The 20,752-nt window shown below is 63.2% G+C and carries 20 protein-coding genes; 12 read left to right on the forward strand and 8 right to left on the reverse strand.

Annotated elements, in window-relative coordinates; all coding sequences use genetic code 11:
• Nucleotides 1-87: 87 nt before the first annotated feature.
• From kdpC to L4923_RS23000, 5 genes are all read right to left on the reverse strand, one after another.
• Nucleotides 88-657 carry a potassium-transporting ATPase subunit KdpC gene (kdpC, locus tag L4923_RS22980; protein ID WP_239369430.1) on the reverse strand — a complete coding sequence of 190 codons (570 nt, stop codon included), beginning with the start codon at nt 655-657 and terminating at the stop codon, nt 88-90.
• Between the two features lie 2 nt (nt 658-659).
• Nucleotides 660-2,699, reverse strand: coding sequence for a potassium-transporting ATPase subunit KdpB (gene kdpB, locus L4923_RS22985; protein ID WP_239369431.1), 2,040 nt, complete (start codon nt 2,697-2,699; stop codon nt 660-662).
• An 11-nt stretch (nt 2,700-2,710) separates the two neighbouring features.
• On the reverse strand, nt 2,711-4,420 hold the full coding sequence (gene kdpA, locus L4923_RS22990) for a potassium-transporting ATPase subunit KdpA (RefSeq protein WP_239369432.1): 1,710 nt from the start codon (nt 4,418-4,420) through the stop codon (nt 2,711-2,713).
• An 18-nt stretch (nt 4,421-4,438) separates the two neighbouring features.
• Nucleotides 4,439-4,531 carry a K(+)-transporting ATPase subunit F gene (kdpF, locus tag L4923_RS22995; RefSeq protein WP_244483472.1) on the reverse strand — a complete coding sequence of 31 codons (93 nt, stop codon included), beginning with the start codon at nt 4,529-4,531 and terminating at the stop codon, nt 4,439-4,441.
• A 313-nt stretch (nt 4,532-4,844) separates the two neighbouring features.
• Nucleotides 4,845-5,606, reverse strand: coding sequence for a DeoR/GlpR family DNA-binding transcription regulator (locus tag L4923_RS23000; RefSeq protein WP_239369433.1), 762 nt, complete (start codon nt 5,604-5,606; stop codon nt 4,845-4,847).
• Between the two features lie 203 nt (nt 5,607-5,809).
• On the opposite strand from L4923_RS23000, the gene L4923_RS23005 reads away from it, so the two are divergent.
• The 3 genes from L4923_RS23005 to L4923_RS23015 all read left to right on the forward strand — a co-directional run bounded on the left by L4923_RS23005 (nt 5,810) and on the right by L4923_RS23015 (nt 9,905).
• The gene (locus tag L4923_RS23005; RefSeq protein ID WP_239369474.1) at nt 5,810-6,697 is read left to right on the forward strand and encodes a phosphotransferase; all 888 of its coding nucleotides are present in this window, start codon (nt 5,810-5,812) and stop codon (nt 6,695-6,697) included.
• Entirely contained in the window at nt 6,694-9,147 is a 2,454-nt protein-coding gene (locus tag L4923_RS23010; RefSeq protein WP_239369434.1) for a GcvT family protein, read from the forward strand. Before L4923_RS23005 ends, L4923_RS23010 begins: the two co-directional genes overlap by 4 nt.
• Nucleotides 9,148-9,275: 128 nt before the next feature.
• Nucleotides 9,276-9,905: a CDGSH iron-sulfur domain-containing protein gene (locus L4923_RS23015; protein ID WP_239369435.1), complete on the forward strand. Its 630-nt coding sequence runs from the start codon at nt 9,276-9,278 to the stop codon at nt 9,903-9,905.
• Nucleotides 9,906-10,152: 247 nt separating this feature from the next.
• Here L4923_RS23015 and L4923_RS23020 read toward each other — a convergent pair whose 3' ends face one another.
• Nucleotides 10,153-11,067, reverse strand: coding sequence for a DMT family transporter (locus L4923_RS23020; RefSeq protein ID WP_239369436.1), 915 nt, complete (start codon nt 11,065-11,067; stop codon nt 10,153-10,155).
• Nucleotides 11,068-11,184: 117 nt separating this feature from the next.
• Nucleotides 11,185-11,904, reverse strand: a complete 720-nt coding sequence (locus L4923_RS23025) for a methyltransferase family protein (protein ID WP_239369437.1) — start codon at nt 11,902-11,904, stop codon at nt 11,185-11,187.
• Between the two features lie 119 nt (nt 11,905-12,023).
• Between L4923_RS23025 and L4923_RS23030 the strand changes: the two genes are divergently transcribed.
• Together L4923_RS23030 and L4923_RS23035 are read left to right on the forward strand one after the other, a co-directional pair.
• On the forward strand, nt 12,024-12,716 hold the full coding sequence (locus L4923_RS23030; RefSeq protein WP_239369475.1) for a response regulator: 693 nt from the start codon (nt 12,024-12,026) through the stop codon (nt 12,714-12,716).
• Nucleotides 12,713-13,876, forward strand: a complete 1,164-nt coding sequence (locus L4923_RS23035) for an ATP-binding protein (RefSeq protein ID WP_239369438.1) — start codon at nt 12,713-12,715, stop codon at nt 13,874-13,876. Before L4923_RS23030 ends, L4923_RS23035 begins: the two co-directional genes overlap by 4 nt.
• Before the next feature lie 19 nt (nt 13,877-13,895).
• On the opposite strand, the gene L4923_RS23040 is transcribed toward L4923_RS23035, so the two are convergent.
• A complete protein-coding gene (locus tag L4923_RS23040) occupies nt 13,896-14,159 on the reverse strand; it encodes a hypothetical protein (protein WP_239369439.1) in 264 nt (87 codons plus the stop codon).
• A gap of 241 nt (nt 14,160-14,400) precedes the next feature.
• Here L4923_RS23040 and L4923_RS23045 point away from each other — a divergent pair, with 241 nt between their 5' ends.
• From L4923_RS23045 to L4923_RS23075, 7 genes are read left to right on the forward strand one after another with little or no spacing between them, the layout of a single operon-like run.
• The gene (locus tag L4923_RS23045; RefSeq protein ID WP_239369476.1) at nt 14,401-15,015 is read left to right on the forward strand and encodes a helix-turn-helix domain-containing protein; all 615 of its coding nucleotides are present in this window, start codon (nt 14,401-14,403) and stop codon (nt 15,013-15,015) included.
• A 53-nt stretch (nt 15,016-15,068) separates the two neighbouring features.
• Nucleotides 15,069-16,154 carry an extracellular solute-binding protein gene (locus L4923_RS23050; protein WP_239369440.1) on the forward strand — a complete coding sequence of 362 codons (1,086 nt, stop codon included), beginning with the start codon at nt 15,069-15,071 and terminating at the stop codon, nt 16,152-16,154.
• Between the two features lie 4 nt (nt 16,155-16,158).
• On the forward strand, nt 16,159-17,022 hold the full coding sequence (locus tag L4923_RS23055) for an ABC transporter permease (protein ID WP_239369441.1): 864 nt from the start codon (nt 16,159-16,161) through the stop codon (nt 17,020-17,022).
• A complete protein-coding gene (locus L4923_RS23060) occupies nt 17,022-17,819 on the forward strand; it encodes an ABC transporter permease (RefSeq protein WP_239369442.1) in 798 nt (265 codons plus the stop codon). Before L4923_RS23055 ends, L4923_RS23060 begins: the two co-directional genes overlap by 1 nt.
• Entirely contained in the window at nt 17,816-18,931 is a 1,116-nt protein-coding gene (locus L4923_RS23065) for an ABC transporter ATP-binding protein (RefSeq protein ID WP_239369443.1), read from the forward strand. Before L4923_RS23060 ends, L4923_RS23065 begins: the two co-directional genes overlap by 4 nt.
• 21 nt (nt 18,932-18,952) lie before the next feature.
• Nucleotides 18,953-20,338: an NAD(P)/FAD-dependent oxidoreductase gene (locus tag L4923_RS23070; protein WP_239369444.1), complete on the forward strand. Its 1,386-nt coding sequence runs from the start codon at nt 18,953-18,955 to the stop codon at nt 20,336-20,338.
• A gap of 38 nt (nt 20,339-20,376) precedes the next feature.
• Entirely contained in the window at nt 20,377-20,727 is a 351-nt protein-coding gene (locus tag L4923_RS23075; RefSeq protein WP_239369445.1) for a cupin domain-containing protein, read from the forward strand.
• The last annotated feature ends 25 nt before the right edge of the window (nt 20,728-20,752 follow it).

Below are 20,752 nucleotides of genomic sequence, written 5' to 3' on the forward strand. Positions count from 1 at the left end.
TCTCCTTTTCTTTGACGCATGATCCTTGTCCGAAAAGTCTGCAACTTTTTGGTTCGCTGCCCTTCGGTTCGGGGTCATGCTCTAGATTTAGGACTTTAGCCGATCCAGCGCGAGATTTAGTTTCAGCACGTTGACGCGGGGTTCACCGATCAGGCCGAGCAGCCGGCCTTCCCGCGTCTCGTCGACCAGCTTGGCGACATCCGCCTCCGGCAAGCCGCGTGCCTTGGCGACACGGGCCACCTGGTCACGGGCGAAATCGGGCGAGATATGCGGGTCGAGGCCGGAACCGGACGTCGTCACGGCATCGGCGGGCACCGGAGTGGCGATGCCTGCGCCGTTCAGGCGTTGGATATCGGCCGCGACACGGTCCCTCAGCTTCTGCGAGGTCGTGCCGAGATTGGAGCCGCTCGAATTGCCGGCATCGTAGGGCGTGCTGCCGATCGCCGAGGGGCGCGGCCAGAAATAGCGATCGGTGGTGAAGTTCTGTCCGATCAACTCGGAACCGATGACGGTTCCGTTCTGCTTGATCAGGCTGCCATTTGCCTGCGCCGGCAGGACGATCTGGCCGACACCGGTGATGGCGAGCGGATAGGCGATGCCGAGCAGGATCGTGAACAGCACGATCATCACGAAGGCGGGACGAAGATAGCTTGTCATGATTACACCAGATGAAGAGCCGAAACGGCGATGTCGACCAGTTTGATGCCTGCGAAGGGCAGGATCAGGCCGCCGAGGCCGTAGACAAGGAGATTGCGGCGCAGAAGCGCGGCAGCGCCGACCGGGCGATAGGCGACACCTTTCAGCGCCAGCGGGATCAGCGCGATGATGATCAGAGCGTTGAAGATCACCGCCGACAGGATCGCCGATTCAGGCGAGGCCAGCCGCATGACGTTCAGGTTGTCGAGCGCCGGATAGGTCGCCACGAACAGCGCCGGGATGATGGCGAAATATTTGGCGACGTCGTTGGCGATCGAGAAGGTCGTCAGCGAGCCGCGCGTCATCAACAACTGCTTGCCGATCTCGACGATCTCGATGAGCTTGGTCGGACTGGAATCGAGGTCGACCATGTTGGCGGCTTCGCGCGCGGCCTGGGTGCCGCTCTGCATCGCCACGCCGACATCGGCCTGGGCCAGCGCCGGCGCGTCGTTGGTGCCGTCGCCGCACATGGCGATCAGCCGGCCGCCTTCCTGCTCCTTGCGGATGTAGCCGAGCTTCTGCTCCGGTGTTGCTTCCGCCAGATAGTCGTCGACGCCGGCCTCGGAGGCGATGGCCGCAGCGGTGACCGGGTTGTCGCCGGTGACCATGACGGTGCGGATACCCATGGCGCGCAGCGCCGCGAAACGTTCCTTGATGCCGGGCTTCACCACGTCCTTCAGATGGATGACGCCGAGCAGTTTGTTGCCTTCGGCGACCGCCAGCGGCGTGCCGCCGGTGCGGGCGACCTGTTCGACAGCCTGCCTGAAAGCGGCAGGCACGCGAGCCTCGTCCAGTCCGGTGAACTTCAGCATGGAATCGACCGCCCCCTTGCGCAGGCGGCGCGTACCGAGATCGACGCCCGAAAGCCTGGTCTCGGCTGTGAATGATACGATTGCGTCGGGCTGCTTGGCAGGCGTGGCAGCACCGTATTCTCCGGTGGCCAGCGCCACGATCGAGCGGCCTTCCGGTGTCTCGTCGCCAAGACTCGCCAGCATGGCGGCTTCGGCCAGCTCCTCGGCGCGGATACCCGGCACCGGCAGGAATTCCGTCGCCATGCGGTTGCCGAAGGTGATGGTGCCGGTCTTGTCGAGCAGCAGCGTGTCGACGTCGCCGGCCGCTTCCACCGCGCGGCCGGAAGTGGCGATGACGTTGAAGCGCACCAGGCGGTCCATGCCGGCAATGCCGATGGCCGAAAGCAGGCCGCCGATGGTCGTAGGGATCAGCGTCACCAGGAGTGCTGCCAGCACCGTCACCGAAAGCACCGTACCCGAATAGCCGGCGAGGCCCCACAGCGTCGTCACCGCGATCAGGAACACCAGCGTGAGACCTGAGAGCAGGATCGACAACGCGATCTCGTTCGGCGTCTTCTGGCGTTCCGCGCCTTCGATGAGCGCGATCATGCGATCGACGAAGGACGAACCAGGTGCGGCGGTGATGCGCATCCTGATCCAGTCGGACAGCACCTGCGTGCCGCCGGTGACGGCAGAGCGGTCGCCGCCGGATTCGCGGATGACGGGGGCGGATTCGCCGGTGATGGCGCTCTCATTGACAGAGGCGATGCCTTCCACCACCTCGCCGTCGCCCGGGATCAGTTCGCCGGCCTCGACCAGCACCATGTCGCCGACCTTGAGATCGGTGGCCGGGATGGTGGTGACGTCGATGCCGTCTGCGGACATCAGTTTGCGGGCGGTGAGCTGCGACTTGGTGCGGCGCAGACTGTCAGCCTGCGCCTTGCCGCGCCCTTCGGCAACCGCTTCCGCGAAGTTGGCGAACAACACGGTGAACCAGAGCCAGGCGGCGATCTGGCCGGAGAACAGTGGCTTGCCGCCAGCGATGACCAGATCTCGCAGGAACATCAGCGTCACCAGCGCCGCCACCACTTCGGTGACGAAGATGACGGGATTGCGCATCAGCTTCTGCGGCGCCAGCTTGGCAAAGGCCTGCCCGAGGGCGGGCCACAGGATGGTCGGTTCGAAGAGCTTGTGTTTTAGAGCGGTCGACATGGATGATGTCCTTAGAAAGTCTGGCCGGCCAGCATCGCGAAATGCTCGACGATGGGGCCGAGGGCGAGGGCCGGGAAATATTGCAGGCCGCCCAGGATGAGGATGATGCCGACGAGCAGGCCGACGAACAGCGGTGTATGCGTCGGGAAGGTGCCGGCCGATGCGGTCGTCTTGGTCTTGCCGACCAGCGAGCCGGCGATGGCCAGTACGGGCACGACATAGCCGAAGCGACCGAGCAGCATGGCGATGCCGAGGGTGGTGTTGTACCACGGCGTGTTCGCCGTCAGGCCGCCGAAGGCCGAGCCGTTGTTGGCCGTCGTCGACGTGTAGGCATAGAGGATCTCCGACAGTCCGTGCGGGCCGCTCATGCTGATCGAAGAGACGGCGAAGGGCAGCATGGCCGACAGTGCGCTGAAGCCGAGGATCGACAGCGGCAGGATGAGCACCGCCAGCATGGCGTATTTCATCTCGCGGCCTTCGATCTTCTTGCCGAGGAACTCCGGCGTACGGCCGACCATCAGGCCGGCGACAAAGACGGCCAGGATGGCGAAGACGATCATGCCGTAGAGACCCGAGCCGACGCCGCCGGGCAGCACTTCGCCGAGCTGCATCAGGAACATCGGGATTAGGCCGCCAAGGCCCGTCAGCGAGCCGTGCATGGCGTTGACGCCGCCATCGGAAATGCCGGTGGTGACGGCGGCGTAGGCGGCGGTCATGGCCTGGCCGAAGCGCACTTCCTTGCCTTCCATGTTGCCGAGCGCATTGTCGAGGCCGAGGGCGGTCAGGATCGGATTGCCCTGGGTCTCAGCCCAGTAGATGACGCCGACGCCGGCGATCAGCAGGATCGCGATGGTGGCGACGAAAGCCCAGCCCTGGCGACGGTCGCCGACCATCTGGCCGAAAGTGTAGGCAAGGGCTGCCGTCACCATCAGCATGGCGAGGATGTTGAGGTAGTTCGACAGCGCCGTCGGGTTCTCGAACGGATGCGCGGCGTTGACGTTGAAGAAGCCGCCGCCATTGGTGCCGAGCTGCTTGATGGCTTCCTGGCTGGCGACCGGTCCGAGCGCGATGGTCTGGTTGGCGCCTTCGAGCGTGGTCGCTGTCACCGAGCCGTCGAGCGTCTGCGGCAGGCCCATGGCCACGAAGGCGATCGCGATGACGATGGCGATCGGCAGAAGCACGTAGAGCGTGGAGCGGGTCAGGTCGACCCAGAAATTGCCGACAGTGGTGGCGTTCGAACGGATGAAGGCGCGGGTCAGCGCCAGCGCCATGGCGATGCCGCTGGCCGCCGAAACGAAGTTCTGCACGGTCAGCCCGGCCATCTGGGTGAAATGGCTCATCGTGGTTTCGCCCCCGTAGGACTGCCAGTTCGTGTTGGTGACGAAAGAAGCGGCGGTGTTGAAGGCAAGGTCCGGCGCCACGCCGGCAAAGCCTTGCGGATTATAGGGCAGGTAGGCCTGCAGCCGCTGGATGGCGTAGAGCGCGACCAGGCCTGCAATGCTGAAGGCGATCATCGAAAACGCATAGGCCAGCCAGCCTTGCTCCTTCTTCGGGTCGACGCCGGCCAGCGCATAGAAACCGCGCTCGACGGGTCCGAGCACGGGCGACAGGAAGGTTCGTTCATTGGAAAAGACTTTTGCCATGAACAAGCCGAGCGGCTTGATCAGCAAAAAAGTGACGAGAAAAAGCAGGCCGATCTGCAGCCATCCGATCAAAGACATGGCGGAACTCTTTTGTTCTTAGAATTTTTCAGGCCGCAGCAACGTCACCAGCAGGTAGACGCCAAGGGCTGCGGCAACGGCGAGGCCGAGTAAGGCTTCCATCAGGATCACCTCCCTCAAAGCCGCGTCAGGGCACGCGCGTAGAGCGCGAAAATCAGGAAGGATCCTATGCCAAGGGCAAGGTAGGCGAGGTCGAGCACGATGCTTCTCCGCAGTTCCAGGCAGGTTCCGCAAAAGTGTTCTGCGGTTTTGCGATAAGAACCTGCAACAAACGAAAGGTCAGTCAGATGAGCGTGGCCTAGCCACGCTCATCTGACTGACTGTGCGGAAAATGCTCCTGATGCCGGTCAAATATCGATTGGGATTAGGTCTGCCGGGTATCAAGAAAAGATAAGGATCGCCTCAAGCGGAAGTTTGCCCCAGTTCAGCCTGCCACGTGCAAGCGCGTACCGGCTGTCTCCAGGGCAGCTATGATATCGGCCGGCGGCATCTTGTCGGTGGCGAGTTCGGAGAAGCCGGAGAAGCTGCACACCCGCACAAGACCCTGACGGCCGAATTTGCTGTGGTCGGTGATGACGACGGAACGTTGTCCGCGTGACAGCACGGTCGCCGCGAATTCGGCCTCTTCGAGATCGAAGTCCATGACGCCGCCCGCCGCATCGATGGCGCCGGCCGAAATGATGGCGTGGTCGACGCTGAAGCGGCCGACGAAATCGATTGCCGAGACGCCGAATGCCGCGCCTGAATCGCTGCGCAACTCGCCGCCGGCCATATACACCCGGTTGCCGTTCGAGGTGGCCAGCGTGCGGGCGATGTCGGAAGAGTTGGTCACCACGGTGAGCCGGTGATGGCCCAGCAGTTCCCGGGCCAGGAAACTGGTGGTGGTGCCACAGTCCAGCATGATCGACTCGCCGTCGCGGATCGTTGCCGCCACCATCCGTGCGATCGTGCGCTTGGCATCGGCATTGTCGCGCATGCGCCGTTCGAACGGCGCTTCGCCGATGATGCCGGGCAGGCTGATGGCGCCGTGCATCTTCAACACGGAGCCGTCCTCGGTCAGCGGCTTCACATCACGCCGCACGGTCTCCAGCGAAACGTCGAGCCGTTGGGCGAGATCGGCGATTGTGACCGTGCCTTCCTCTTTCAGGAGGCGCAGGATTTCGCCGTGACGCTTGGAATGGTTCACCGGAAGCTTCCTGCCATTGTGATGACTGATTTCTAGGGCTTTGATGAATCGAAAACAACAGAAACGGTCATAAAAGCAGAAAAAACCACAGAATTACGTTGACAATCCAAACCCGCCGTTCGACCTTGCCGCAAGGAGATGCGGTTGGGCGTGGTGAAAAGGCCTTCGACAGAGAGAAGGCTCGCCAGGCGATGGGAGGAGATGTGACGAGCGAGGACCGTATTCGCCGCTTGCCGTGCTGGAAGGGAAGTGTCGATGTCGCTCCCTTGTCCGGTGGCTTAAGCAACGAGAACTTCCTGGTGACGGATGCCGCCGGCAAGCATGTTGTCCGGCTCGGACGCGACTATCCGTTCCACCATGTGTTGCGCGAGCGCGAACTGATGACAGCGCGTGCCGCTTCAGCAGCCGGCTTCGGACCCGCGGTCGAATATGCCGAGCCCGGTGCCATGGTCACGCAATTCCTGGGGGCGAAGACCTTTTGCGCGGAAGATGTGCGCGCCAATGCGGAGCGCATCGCAACGCTGATGCGGAGCTTCCATCGGCAGATGCCGGCGCATGTTTCCGGCCCCGGCTTCATGTTCTGGGTCTTCCACGTCATCCGCGACTATGCCCGCACGTTGAGCACAGGGAAAAGCCGCATGATGCCGGTGCTGCCGCTCTATCTCGCGCTGGCGGACCGGCTGGAAAGCGTGCAGGCGCCGCTTCCGATCGTGTTTGGCCACAACGATCTTCTCCCGGCCAATTTTCTCGACGACGGCGACAAGCTTTGGCTGATCGATTTCGAATATGCCGGCTTCGGTACGGCGATGTTCGACCTTGCCGGCATCGCCTCCAACTCCGGCATGCCGGACGCGGAAGCCGAGCCGTTGCTTGGCGCCTATCTTGGCCATTCGCCGGATGAGGCGGTGCGTCGTTCCTTTGCCGCCATGCAGTGCGCTTCACTGCTGCGCGAGGCGATGTGGAGCATGGTCTCCGAACTGCATCTCGATGCACCCGGCGTCGACTATGTCGCTTACACCACCGAGAACCTCGCCCGCCTCGACGCGGCGCTCGAAAACTACAGCTCCAGATACGGAAAAATCCTGTCATGACCCTCCCAAGTCACGCGGAGATCGTCGTCATCGGCGGCGGCATCATTGGCTGCTCCACCGCCTATCATCTGGCGCGCGACCACAAGGCCGACGTGATCCTGCTTGAGCAGGGCGCAATCACGTCCGGCTCGACCTGGCATGCCGCGGGCCTGGTGGGGCAGTTGCGCTCATCGGCTTCGATCACCCGGGTGCTCAAATATTCGGTCGAGCTCTACAAGGGGCTCGAGGCCGAGACCGGGCTCGCCACCGGCTGGAAGATGACCGGCTGCCTGCGCCTCGCCACCAACCAGGACCGTTGGACCGAGTTCAAAAGGCTGGCGACCACGGCCCGCAGCTTCGGCATGGACATGCACCTGCTCTCACCTTCCGAGGTGAAGGCGATGTGGCCGCTGATGGAGACCGGCGATCTCGTTGGCGCCAGCTGGCTGCCGACCGACGGTCAGGCAAGCCCTTCCGACATCACCCAGTCGCTCGCCAAGGGTGCCCGCATGCATGGCGCCAAACTGTTCGAAAAGGTCCGCGTGACCGGCTTCGACATCAAGGATGGCCGCATCGTCGCGGTAAAGACCGATCAGGGCGACATCGCCTGCGAGAAGGTGGTCAATTGCGCTGGCCAGTGGGCGAGGCAGGTCGGCGCCATGGCCGGCATCAACGTGCCGCTGCAGCCGGTCAAGCATCAGTACATCATCACCGAGAAGATCCCGGGTCTCGCCACCGACGCACCCACCATCCGTGACCCCGATCGCCGCACCTATTTCAAGGAGGAGGTCGGAGGCCTGGTCATGGGCGGCTACGAGCCGAACCCGCAGGCCTGGGAGACCGGTTTGGCGGGCGGCGACGTGCCGAACGAATGGGAGTTCCGCCTATTCGACGACGACTACGACCATTTCGAACAGCACATGACGCAGGCCATCGCGCGCGTGCCGGCGCTGGAGACCGTCGGCGTCAAGCAGATGATCAATGGCCCCGAAAGCTTCACGCCGGACGGCAATTTCATCCTTGGCGTAGCGCCCGAATGTTCGAACATGTTCGTCGGCGCCGGTTTCAACGCCTTCGGCATCGCGTCGGGCGGCGGCGCTGGCTGGGTACTGGCGAAATGGGTGGTCGACGGCGAGGCGCCGCTCGATCTTTGGGTCGTCGACATCCGCCGTTTCTCAGACCTGCACCGCGACCGGCAATGGGTGTGCGACCGCACGCTCGAAGCCTATGGCAAACATTACACGATTGGCTTTCCGCATGAGGAATATGACAGCGGCCGGCCACGCATTGTCTCGCCGCTCTACCAGCGCCTGCATAAATACGGTGCCGTCTTCGGCTCCAAGCTCGGCTGGGAGCGGCCGAACTGGTTCGCTCCGGCTGGAACCGAGGCGAAAGACATCTATTCGATGGGCCGGCAGAACTGGTTCGAAGCGGTCGGCGACGAGCATCGCCATGTCCGCGAGAAGGCCGGCATCTTCGACCAGTCGTCCTTCGCCAAATACGAACTGAGCGGCAGCGATGCCGGCAAGGCGCTCGACTGGATCTGCGCCAACGATGTCGCCAAGCCCGTCGGCCGGCTGACCTATACGCAACTCCTCAACACGCGCGGCGGCATCGAGGCCGATCTCACCGTGGCGCGACTGGCCGACGACAAGTTCTACATCGTCACCGGCACCGGCTTCCGCACCCATGACCTGGCCTGGATCCGCGATCATATTGGTAGAGGTCTGGATGTCGACGTCGCCGATGTGACCGAAGCCTTCGGCACGCTCTCGCTGATGGGACCGCAGGCGCGTGCGGTGCTGGAGAAGGTGACGGAGGCCGATGTCTCCAACGCCGCTTTCCCATTCGGCCATGCGCGCGAAATCGCGATTGCAGGGCACACGGTACGGGCATTGCGTGTCACCTATGTCGGCGAACTCGGCTGGGAACTGCACGTCCCGATCCCTGCCACCGGCGAGGTGTTCGATGCCCTGATGGAGGCTGGCAAAGCGCATGACATCCGGCCGGTCGGTTATCGCGCCCTGGAGTCGCTGCGGCTCGAAAAAGGCTATCGTGCCTGGGGTTCGGACATCACGCCGAATGACACGCCGTTCGAGGCCGGTCTCGGCTGGGCAGTGAAACTGAAGAAGGAAACGGATTTCGTCGGTCGGTCGGCGCTTGAGAAGCTCTCCGCGCAGCCGCTGGTCAAACGGTTTGCCGGCTTCACGGTGGATGATCCGGAGGTCGTCCTGCTGGGCCGCGAGACGATCCTGCGCAATGGCGAACCGGTCGGCTATCTCACGTCGGGCGGCTATGGCTACACCGTGGCCAGCAACATCGGCTACGGCTATGTGCGCAACGCTTCCGGCGTCGACGATGCGTTCTTGCGCGACGGTGATTACCAACTGGTCGTCGCAACGCAGGGCGTTCCGGCGCGCCTGCATCTGGAACCGCTCATTGATCCTGGCATGAGCCGCATCAAAGCTTGAACGACAGGGCGAAGCACCTGATCTGATGGACAGTTCAGGGATCCGACGTGTCTCAGGCCTAGGTAAACGCTTGCGCCTGCGATCTGGCTTGCTCTACGCTCCTTTCAGGCAAGCTGAGGAGCTACCCAATGGTGCGGAAATTCGTCGAAGGTGAAAACATCGACGTCGGTTTCGACGGCAAGCTCTGCATCCACTCACGCAATTGCGTGCTCGGCCATCCCGAAGTCTTCGTGCCCAATGCGCCGGGCGAATGGATCCATCCGGAAGCGGGAGCGGTCGAGGCAATTGTCGGTGTCGCCCATTCCTGTCCGTCTGGCGCGATCACCTATCGCCGCAAGGACGGCGGGCCGGAAGAGACTGCGCCGGTGGTCAATCTGGTCAGGGTGCGCGAGAACGGACCGCTCGCTTTCAATGCGGAAATGGACATCAATGGCGAGACGATGCTGCGGGCAACGCTCTGCCGTTGCGGCGCGTCCGCGAACAAGCCGTTCTGCGACGGCAGCCACACCAAGGCCGGCTTTGCCGCGACCGGAGAACCGGAGACGAAGGAGTCCGTCGCGCTGGAGGCACGCAACGGGACGGTCAAGGTGACGCCCTTGCCCAACGGATCGCTCAAGGTCGAAGGCAATCTGGAGATCGTGTCGGGCACCGGCCGCACGGTCGACCGTGTCACCAAGGTGTTCCTGTGCCGCTGCGGCCATTCGAAGAACAAGCCGTTCTGCGATGGCAGCCACAAAGCGGCCGGCTTCATCGGCTGACCTCATGCCGACCGTCGGCGTGGCCCCTCACCTGCCTGCCGGCATCCTCTCCCCGTAAACAGGGAGAGGAGCGCTCCCATCGAAGGTTTCGCCAATCGCCGGTGTTGCAGAACAGGCGCTACGTTGCGGCCAGCCTCCTTCTCCCCGTTCACGGGGAGAAGTGCCCGGCAGGGCGATGAGGGGCAGCGCCACATTCGTGCCAAAGCATTCCCACGTAAGATGTCCGCTGACGCGAGCCACGACAGGCTTAGTTCACGCCCTTAGGCACGTTCTCCGGCGGCACGGTGTCGACCACCTTCTGCCGGTGGAAGATGAACAGGCCGGCCAGCACGACGATGGCGGCGCCGACGAGGACGCGTGGACCCGGCACGTCGCCGAAGAACACCATGCCGAACACGATGGCCCACAACAACAGGCTGTAGTGGAGCGGTGCCAGCGTCGAGGCCGGCGCCAGTTTCAGCGCACGCGTGATCATCAGATGGGCAGCGCAGGAAACGATGCCGAGCAGGAGCATGGGTCCGATATCGACGAGACCCGGTGTCTGCCAATCGGGAAGCGCGAAGGCGAGGCCCGCCACCAAAGCGGCAATGGTTTGCCAGGTCACCAGCGTGGTGTCGGGCGTTCCCCGCAATTGCCGGCTGTAGACGATCGACAGCGCGAAGGCGACCGAGCCGATGAAGGCGTAGACGGCCGATAGCGAGAAGGCGGCAGCCGATGGATTGAGGATGACGAGCACGCCGCAGAAGCCCACCAGGATGGCGGCCCAGCGGCGCCAGCGAATGCGCTCGCCGAGCATGAAGTGCGAAAGTGCTGCCACGTAGATTGGGCCGGCCATGTAGAAACTCATCACATCGGCCAGCGGCAGATGCACCACGGCGGCATAGAACAGGCCGGTATCGACCGTTGTCATGACGGCGCGCACGACCTGCGTTCCCGGTCGCTCGACCTGGAAGAGTTTGGAGACGCCTTGCCGGGCGATCATCGGACCCAGGATGATGAAGGCGCCGATCGAACGGACGGCGACCACCAGTCCCACCGAGAAGTTGGCGACCAGCCATTTGCCCATCGCGTCGTTGAGCGCGAACATGAAATCGCCGGCCAGCATCAAAAGGATGCCAGCCACGACAAGATTCTTGGGAGCGAGTGCCCGAAGCGGCGCCATGGGTCGACAATCCTTCACGCCGATCGTTAAGCCGACGGCCCTCTAGCCGTTGGTTGGGATTTTGGCGAGAGGGAAGCAGAACTTTTGGTTACGCCAGAGCGTCGCGCAGCTCTCGGCTTAATAAAGGCTGAAAAACACCGGCAGATAGCCTTCGTCCTGCAGATATTCGACCAACAGCATGGCCGGCACGGCGGCGAGAAAAACAAGACTGTCGATCAAAGTGCTGTAGAGTCGTTTTGGAGCGATCTCGACCGTCTCCCGGTCGATGAATAGCCGGCAGTTCAGGCAAAATGCCGGAACGCGATTGCAATAGTCGGCGTAAGCCTGGCCGAAATGCACCCGCAGCAGGTGTTCTTCGCGCGTTGCGGTCCTGAGCAGGATGGCATGAACGACGAGGGCGCAGATGATTGCCGGAGCCACACTTCCCGTTTGAGCGCCGACACCTGCCGCTCCGATGATCGAGAACAAATAGAGCGGATTGCGGCACATCGAATAAGGGCCGTCGTCAACCAGCACCATCGACTTCTTTCCGCCGATGTAGAGCGTGCACCAGAGGCGTCCCAGGATCGCCGTGCCGATGAGGCCGATGCCGGCGATCCTGATTGTCAGTTGCAGGTCCACGCCGCCCGGCGGATAGAGTTTCCAGGCGGACTGGAACAGCAGCGCAAAGCAAATGAGGATCAGGGTGACGATCCATAAGATTATTATACGCGGACGCTGGATGTGTCCGAAGGTCTTTGGTGGCGTTTGCATGATGGCCCCGACGAGATAGCGCCGGCGCGCCATTGGCCCATACCGTGACGACGCGCCGACATCCGGACATTCGTCGAGTTTCATCAAGATTTGGCGGAGAGCCTGCCAAGGCTTGCCAAGGAACCCAGCAATTACAGCTATTTGCGATTGCCTACCGTTTCGTGTTGCGGAATATGGCCGTGCAGACCAACGAAGGGCGGGGCATGGACAAGGGGTTGATCCTTATCGTCGAGGACGAACCGCGCATTGCCGAGATTCTCGAGGCCTATCTGGTGCGCGAGGATTTTCGCACCGTCACTGCGGCAAATGGCGAGATCGCCCTGTCCCATCATGCCATGCTGTCGCCCGATCTCGTGCTTCTCGACGTGCACATACCCCGTCTCGACGGTTTCGAGGTTCTGGCGCGCATCCGTCAGGAAGCGAACACGCCGGTCATCATGGTGACGGCATTGGCGGAGGATATCGACCGTCTATCGGGTTTGCGGCTGGGCGCAGACGACTACGTCGTCAAGCCGTTCAACCCGCAGGAAGTCGTTGCGCGCGTCAACGCGGTACTGCGTCGGTCCCGCGCCGCCGGAACCGCCCGGACTTTGCGGTTTGCCCCGGTCGAGGTCGATCTCGATGCGCATGTCGCCTTCGTCGATGCCGGCGCCGGTCGCCAGCCGCTGGCGCTGACGCTCAGCGAATTCCGCATCGTCGCCTATATGATCCGCCGGCCGACTCATGCATTCGGGCGCGCCGATATACTCGATGCTTGCCTGCCGGAGAACGATGCGCTGGCCAAGACCGTCGACACCCACGTCGCCAATCTGCGTCGCAAATTCGAGAATGCCGGGGCTCCCGGCTTCTTCCAAGCGGTGCGCGGCGTCGGCTATCGCTTCGCGGCGCCGAAATGAAATTGCGCCGCCTGTCCCTCTCCACCGTCACGGCCATGACGATCGCGGCGATGATCTCGCTCACCATGTTCATAGCCTATTTCAGCTTCTTCTGGATCATGAAGCGCGTCACGGAGGTGCGGTTGCTGGAATTGCCGGCGGATGCGGCCCAGGCCTATCGTGACATCCAGGCTGGCGTCACGCCGCCCTTCGAGAGCTTCCAGAAACTCATGCTCTTGATGCCGGAGTTCGAGAAGAGCCTCGACAACGAGCTCAACTGGACTTTTGGCGGTCATATCCTGTTTGCGGCGATTGTCTGCAGTGCGATCGGTTTCTTGCTGGCGCGCCGCATCGCTCGTCCGCTGAAACGACTGGTATCGGCCGCGGAAGCGCTGCGAGAGGGCGATTTCGCAATTGGTCTCGGCGACTTCCGTGGCGGGACATCCGAAGTGCAGCGGCTCGGCAAGACCATCGACGCGTTGGCCAGCGATCTGGATCATATGCAAAAGCGCCTGCGCTTCAACACCATGGCGGTCGCGCATGAACTGCGCACGCCGCTCACCATCCTGCAGGGCAATCTGCAGGGCATGATCGATGGCGTTTTCCCCATTCGTGAGCAGGGCTTGCAGGACCTGCTTATGCAGGTACAGGGGTTGTCGCGGCTGGTCGAAGACCTGCGAACGCTATCGCTCGCCGCAGGCCACAAGCTGATCGCCGTTCGATCGCCCACCGACCTTGCAGTCGAAGCCAGGACCGTCCTCGCCGCGGCCCGGCCGCTGCTCGACGAAGCCGGCGTGCAGCTCGAAACGGACCTCTGCACAGCACCGACCAATGTCGATCCGGAGCGTTTACGGCAAGCGATGCTGGCGCTTGTTCACAATGCCTGCCGCTATGCCTCGACGGGCGGTGTGCTTCGCTGTGAGACCGGCGTGGACAAGGACGGCAGCGCCTTTGTCCGCTTCCTGGATCGCGGGCCCGGCCTGCCCCAAGAAATCCGATCGATATCGTTCGACGTCTTCTGGCGCGGCGAGACCTCGCGCTCTCGTGCCACTGGCGGCACCGGCCTTGGTCTCTCCATCGTCGAGGCGATCGCCAAGGCGCATGACGGCAGGCTGCAAACAGGCAACCGGCAGGACGGCGGCGCAGCTATAATGATCGTTATTCCGCCGCAGCCGCGGTAGGCGCAGCGGAAGGCCCGGCCTACTGTTTCACCACGACCGGACGATAGATCACCACGGGAGGACGGGCCGTGAAGCGGGCGAACTCCGCATCGCGGGCGCGCATTTCGGCTGAGCGATCGAGGTCGATCCGCTGCAGGCATGCGGCGAAGGCGTCGGTATTCCTCTTGAAGCCGTAGGAACTGCATTTCGCTTCGTCCGCCGCGCGCCGCTCTTCCGGCGTCATCGTCTGGCAACCGGCCAGAAGGGTCGCAACAATCACCGTCGCCAGGATTTTGAGCGACATCGCCGTCTCCTCGATTCAAAAGGTGAGGCGCATTGTAGACTTCATCTGCGGGGAAAGAAATGCGGTGCCGGGTGAGGAGTTTCCGGTTCCGCTGCGTCTATTTTGCAAGGCATATCAACGACCTCCAGGCCATTTCACGTGCGATGGCCAGCCATCTTGATCGTTGTGCAGTCTCACTGTACAGTCTGTTCAGTGGAGTTATGGCATGACGATTGTCGCATCTTCCCTGGAGCAGGCCTCCATGGAGAATCCGCCTGAACGAGCCGGGCCTGAAACGGCTCAACTCGGCCAGCGCCTCAAGGATTTGAGGCTGCGGCGCCGGCTCTCGCTCCGCCAGCTTGCCGACAGGACCGGAACCAGCGCGAGTTTCATCAGCCAGCTCGAACGGGGGCTGACCGGTGCCAGCACCGCGTCGCTCAACCAGATCGCGGCAGCGCTCGGTGTTACCGTTGCAGCGCTTTTCGAGGAACCGGCAACGCCTTCCGCAGAAGGCGTGCTGCGACGCAGCCAGCGGCCGGCCATCCCAACCAGCTATGGCTGCCGCAAGACGCTGCTGTCGCGCCGTCCTGCCACCGAGATGGAAGTCTATGTCGGTGAATTCGAGATCGGCGGCTCGACCGGCCCTGATCTCTATACGCATGGCGACGCCCACGAGATGCTGGTGGTGACCCGGGGTGTCGTCGAAGTCAGCCTCGGCGACAGCCGCCATGTGCTCGAAGAAGGCGACAGCATCGAATACGCGACCTCCACGCCACATCGCACCGAGAACATCGGCAACGGCCGGGCCGAGGTGATGTGGATCATCGCGCCACCAACCTCGGGAGGCGAGGAACTCGACCAATACGTCAGCTGGTGACCGCTCGCGACCAGCGACGCTTCACAGAACGTGAGCCAATGGGAGAAATGACGATGACCATCTTACGCTCAAGACTAGCAGCGATCGGTGCCGTGGCGGCGCTGGGCGTTGCCATGGCAACGGGCGCCTTTGCGCAGGAGAAGCCGGTAGCCGGTGCGGTTGCCGAGGGCTCGCTCAAAGGCAAGACCCTGACTTTCGCTTCCTTCGGCGGCATCTTCCAGGACGGACAGATCGCGGCCCTCAAGGAGTTCGTGGACAAATCAGGCGTGAAGCTGCTGAGCGACGGTCCGACCGAGATCGCCAAAGTGCAGGCGCAGGTCGAATCGAAGAACGTGACCTGGGACGTCGTCGACACTGCTGACTTCCCGCCTTACGTCCATTGCGGGACGCTGTTCCAGAAGCTCGATTTCAGCAAGATCGACACGTCGAAGATCCCGCAGGGCCAGGTCAGCGACTGTTCGGTGCCGGCGATGAACTATGGCGTCGTGCTGATGTACAAGACCGAGAAGTACAAGGACAACCCGCCCAAGAACTGGGTCGACTTCTTCGACACCGAGAAGTTCCCCGGCGTGCGTGGCATCGATGGTTCAGGCGACTTCACCGGCGGCTTGCTGGAACAGGCCTTCCGTGCCGCCGGCGGCGATCCGAAGGCGATGACGAAGGACGATATCGCGAAAGCGGTCGACAAGGTCCGCGAGCTGGGCGGAGACACGATCTACTGGAAGACGGGCGCGGAATCCCAGCAGCTCGCCGAAGCCGGCGAAGCCGACATGATCATGATGTGGACCGGCCGCGCAATGACCGCGGTGAAGAACGGCGCCAAGTTCACGCCGGCCTGGCAGGACTGGCTCGTCGTCATGGATCAGCTGACCATCCCTGTCGGCGCCAAGGATCCGGATGCGTCGCATGCGTTGATCAACGCCTATCTCGGCAAGAGCGCGCAGGAGATCCTGACCAAGGAAACCTCCTACACGCCGATCAACAGCGAGGCGAAGCCGGTTGTCGACGATTCGGTCGCTGCCTTCCTGACCAACACGCCCGAGCGTCAGAGCCAGGGCTATCAGCAGAACATCAAGTTCTGGGTCGAGAACTTCCAGGCTGCTTCCGAGCAGTGGTCCGCCATGATGGCCGGCGGCTGATCCTATGAGCGCGAGCGACGCTCCGTCCGAAAGGGCAGCCTCACCTCGACGGTCCTGGGGCCCGCTCGCGCTGGCTTTGCCGGCGCTTGTCCTGCTGGTCGCCGTCATCGGCTATCCGCTGGCGACGATCGTTATCAGGAGCTTCACCGAGCCCCAGGCAGGTTTGCAGAACTACAGCTGGTTTTTCAGCACGCCGGTCAACCTTGTCGTGCTGCAGCGAACCTTCACCATCTCGGCCTGGGTCACGCTCGTCTGCGTGTTCTGCGCCTATCCTTTCGCTTACGCCATGACTGCCGTCGGCCCCAAGCTCCGCATGCTGCTCACGCTGTGCGTGCTCATCCCGTTTTGGGTGAGCGGCGTTGTGCGCACGCTGTCCTGGGTCATCCTGCTGCAGGATTCCGGCGTCATCAATTCGATGTTGCGCTCGGTCGGTCTCGATGGCGTCAGGCTGATCCGCACGCAGACCGGCGTCATCATCGGCATGGCGCAGGTGCTGCTGCCCTTCATGGTGCTGCCGCTCTATTCGGTCATGAAAGGTATCGACCTGCGCCTCGTGCAGGCGGCGCGCAGCCTCGGCGCCGGCCCGATCCGCGCCTTCTTCACTGTCTACCTGCCGCTGTCGCTGCCGGGTGTCTATGCCGGCGCGATCATCGTCTTCATCCTGGCGCTGGGCTTCTACATCACGCCTGCTCTGCTCGGCGGGCCGCGCTCGACCATGCTGTCGACACTGGTCCAGAACCAGGTGCTCAGCCTGCTGCAATGGGGCCGCGGCGGCGCGATGGGTGTCGTGCTGCTGGTTGCGACCTTCCTTCTCCTGGCCCTTGCGGGCCCGCTGATGCGCCAGAGACACAAGCAGGGGACGCGCTGATGACGATGCATCCGCTCACCCGCGTCCTGCTGGGCCTCGCCTGCATCCTCGTCGGCCTCTGGCTCGTCGCGCCGACATTGGTCGTCGTGCCGATGTCCTTCAACGAGAACAAGTCGCTGGCTTTCCCGCCGCAGGGCTTCTCCTGGCAGTGGTACCAGAATTTCGTCACCAACCCGGAATGGTCGACCAGCTTCTTCAACTCGCTGAAGGTCGCAGTCGTCGTCGCCATCCTTGCCACTGTCCTCGGCACGCTCGCGGCCTTTGGGCTGGACCGCATGCGGGCTCGGCCCGCAGGGCTGTTGCGCATGTTGCTGCTGACACCGATGGTCGTGCCGGGCGTCGTGCTGGCGATCGGTATCTATGCCGTCTACCTCGATGCGCGGCTTGTCGGCACCATGACCGGCTTCGTGCTCGCCCATACCATCCTGGCGCTGCCTTTCGTGCTGATCGCCGTTCAGGCCAGCCTCGAAGTCTTCGATAAACGTCTGGAAACGGCCGCCGCGAGCCTCGGCGCCGGCCGCATCGCGACTTTCCGCACCGTGACACTGCCGCTGATCGCGCCCGGCATCCTTTCCGGTCTGCTCTTCGCCTTCGTGACATCGTTCGACGAAATCATCGTCTCGCTGTTCATCACCAGCCCTTACATGAAGACCCTGCCGGTGCAGATCTTCACCTCGATCACGCGCGATGCGGATCCAACGGTTGCCGCCGTCGGCACGATCCTGCTTTGCGCCACCACCATCCTGATCGGCGGCGGCCTGCTGCTGCTTGGACGCGACAGAAGGAGCAGCCTGTGAGCGAGACCGGCAAACAGCGCGGCGCGGCGATCGACCTCAGTGCGGTCAGCAAGGCCTATGGCAGCTTCCGGGCTCTGGACGACATCTCGCTTCACGTCGAGCCTGGTGAGTTCATGACGCTGCTCGGCCCCTCCGGTTCCGGCAAGACGACCACGCTCAACGTGATCGCCGGCTTCACCGAGGTCTCCTCGGGCAGCCTGCAGGTGGGCGGACGCAGCGTGGTCGGCGTGCCGGCGCACAAGCGCAACATCGGCGTCGTCTTCCAGCACTATGCGCTTTTTCCCCACATGACGGTCGGCCGCAATGTCGCCTATCCGCTGGCTTTGCGCGGCATTGCGAAGGCGGAACGCGAGGCACGCGTGAAGCGGGCGCTCGACATGGTGCGCATGGCAGACTTCGCCCACCGCTATCCCAGCGAACTCTCCGGCGGTCAGCAGCAGCGTGTTGCGCTTGCGCGCGCCATCGTCTTCGACCCACCGCTGCTTCTCATGGACGAGCCGCTCGGAGCGCTCGACAAGAAGCTGCGCGAATGGCTGCAGCTGGAGATCAAGCGCATCCACCGCGAGCTCGGCACGACTTTCGTCTATGTCACGCATGATCAGGAAGAAGCGCTCGTGCTGTCGGACCGCATCGCCGTCTTCAACCGTGGCAAGATCGAACAGGTCGGCACCGGGCGTGATCTCTATGATGCCCCCGCGACACTTTTCGTCGGCCGTTTCATCGGAGATTCCACCGTCCTGCGCGGGCGGCCACGTGGCGACAGGTCGAGCACGGCACTCGACATTGCCGGCGAGACCGTGACGGCACCGCATAGGCACGCCGGCGACACCCAGCCCGTCCTTCTCCTTCGCCCGGAGAAGCTGACGATTCGCCGACCTGGCAGCGACCGTCGTGACGGCCACAACCGGCTTTCCGGCACCGTCTCTGAAGCGATCTATCTCGGCTCCGGCTCGAAATATGAAGTCCGGCTCCGTGACGGCTCGACCGCCATCGTGCGGTCGCCGCTCACCGACACCAGCTTTGCGATCGGTGAGACGGTCGAGCTCTGCTTCCGCGGCGAAGACGCCAAGCTTCTCGCCGACGACAGCACGGCCGACACCACCCTCACCTGACAACTCTGGAAAACCAACATCATGCATGCTGAGCGCAACGGCGACATCTCGTTCTGGTATGCCGACATTGGCGGCCGGCCGGCGCCTCGCCCGCCCATGCCGGGAAATCTCGAGGTCGACGTCGCGATCGTCGGCGCCGGCTATACGGGGCTCTGGACGGCCTATTACCTCAAGCAGGCGAAGCCGGATCTTTCCATAGCCATCCTGGAACGCGAGTTCGCTGGCTTCGGAGCCTCGGGACGCAATGGTGGCTGGCTATCCGGAGGCTTCGGCTGGTCGCGGGAGAAATATTTGAAGACATCCAGCCGCGAAGGCGTGGTCGCCATGCAGAAGGCGATGGCCGGCACCGTCGACGAGGTCATCCGTGTGGCGGACAAGGAAGGTATCGACGCCGACATCCGGCGAACAGGCAACCTTACCGTCGCGACCAATGGACCGCAGCTGGAGCGAGCGAAGGCCGAATTCGAAGAAACCCGGTCCTGGGACTTCAACCCCTCAAGGCTGGAGTGGCTCGATGCGGCCCAGGCGAGGGCCCGCATCAACATCCACAATGTGCTCGGCGGTTACGTCATCAACGGTCAGGCGCGCGTGCAGCCGGCAAAACTCGTGCGAGGACTGGCGGAGGCAGTCGAACGCTTGGGGGTCGCGATCCACGAGCAGACCGCCGTCACCAACATCGAACCGGGCGTTGTTTCGACCAACCGGGGGACGGTGAAGGCCGGAACCATCATCCGCGCGACCGAAGGGTTTACGGCGGGCCTGCCCGGGCAGGAGCGTACCTGGCTGGCGCTCAACAGCGCGCAGATCGTCACCGAGCCGGTTCCGGATGCGCTTTGGGAAAAGATCGGCTGGGCCGGCTACGAACTCCTTGGTGATGCTGCCCATGCCTATTGTTACGCGCAACGCACCCGCGAGGGGCGCATCACCATGGGCGGACGCGGCGTTCCTTATCGGTACGGCTCTGCCACGGACGTGAACGGGCAGACCCAGCAGGCAACCATAGACAAGCTGCATGCGATCCTGAAGCGCCTGCTCCCGCAGGCTGCACATCTGCGCATCGACCATGCCTGGTGCGGCGTATTGGGCGTCCCGCGCGATTGGTGCACCACGGTCGGCCTCGATCCGAAGACGCGGATCGGCTGGGCGGGCGGTTATGTCGGGCTGGGCGTGTCGAGTTCGAACCTGTCCGGCCGCACGCTGACCGATCTCGTTCTCGGCCAGGACACCGAGCTGGTGCGCCTGCCGTGGGTGAACCGACAGGTGCGCAAATGGGAGCCCGAGCCGCTGCGGTGGCTCGGTGTCCATTCCATGTATCAGCTCTACCGCATCGCCGACGAGCGCGAGGAACGCGGTTTGCAGCATTCCTCCCGGCTTGCCGCGATCGCCGACCGCATCACCGGGCACTAGAGCTTCAGAACAAACTTCCACGAACTGCGAGAGTGACCATGATCGATCTGGAGACCTTCAAAAGCCTTGCCGGTGTCGAGTTGGGCGCGCCGGTGCCCAAGCCGACGTCTATCGAGGGCAATCAGATGGAGGCCGCCACGTCGCTTTGGAGCTCGCCTGACGGCAAGCTGGACGTCGGTGTCTGGGAATGCACGCCGGGCCGCTTTACCGCTGACCGCTCGGACTCGACGGAGATATGTCACATCGTCTCGGGCAAGGCCGAGATGCGGGATCATCAGGGGCAGGCGCGCGTCCTGGGTCCGGGCGACCTGCTGGTGTTGCCGAAAGGCTGGAAGGGCGAGTGGCGGATCCTCGAGACGACCCGCAAGCTCTATTTGATCCAGGCATAGAGCGTTTCCATTTTCACGGAAACGC

Source organism: Terribium retamae (genome assembly GCF_022347545.1).
Taxonomy (GTDB): domain Bacteria; phylum Pseudomonadota; class Alphaproteobacteria; order Rhizobiales; family Rhizobiaceae; genus Mesorhizobium; species Mesorhizobium retamae.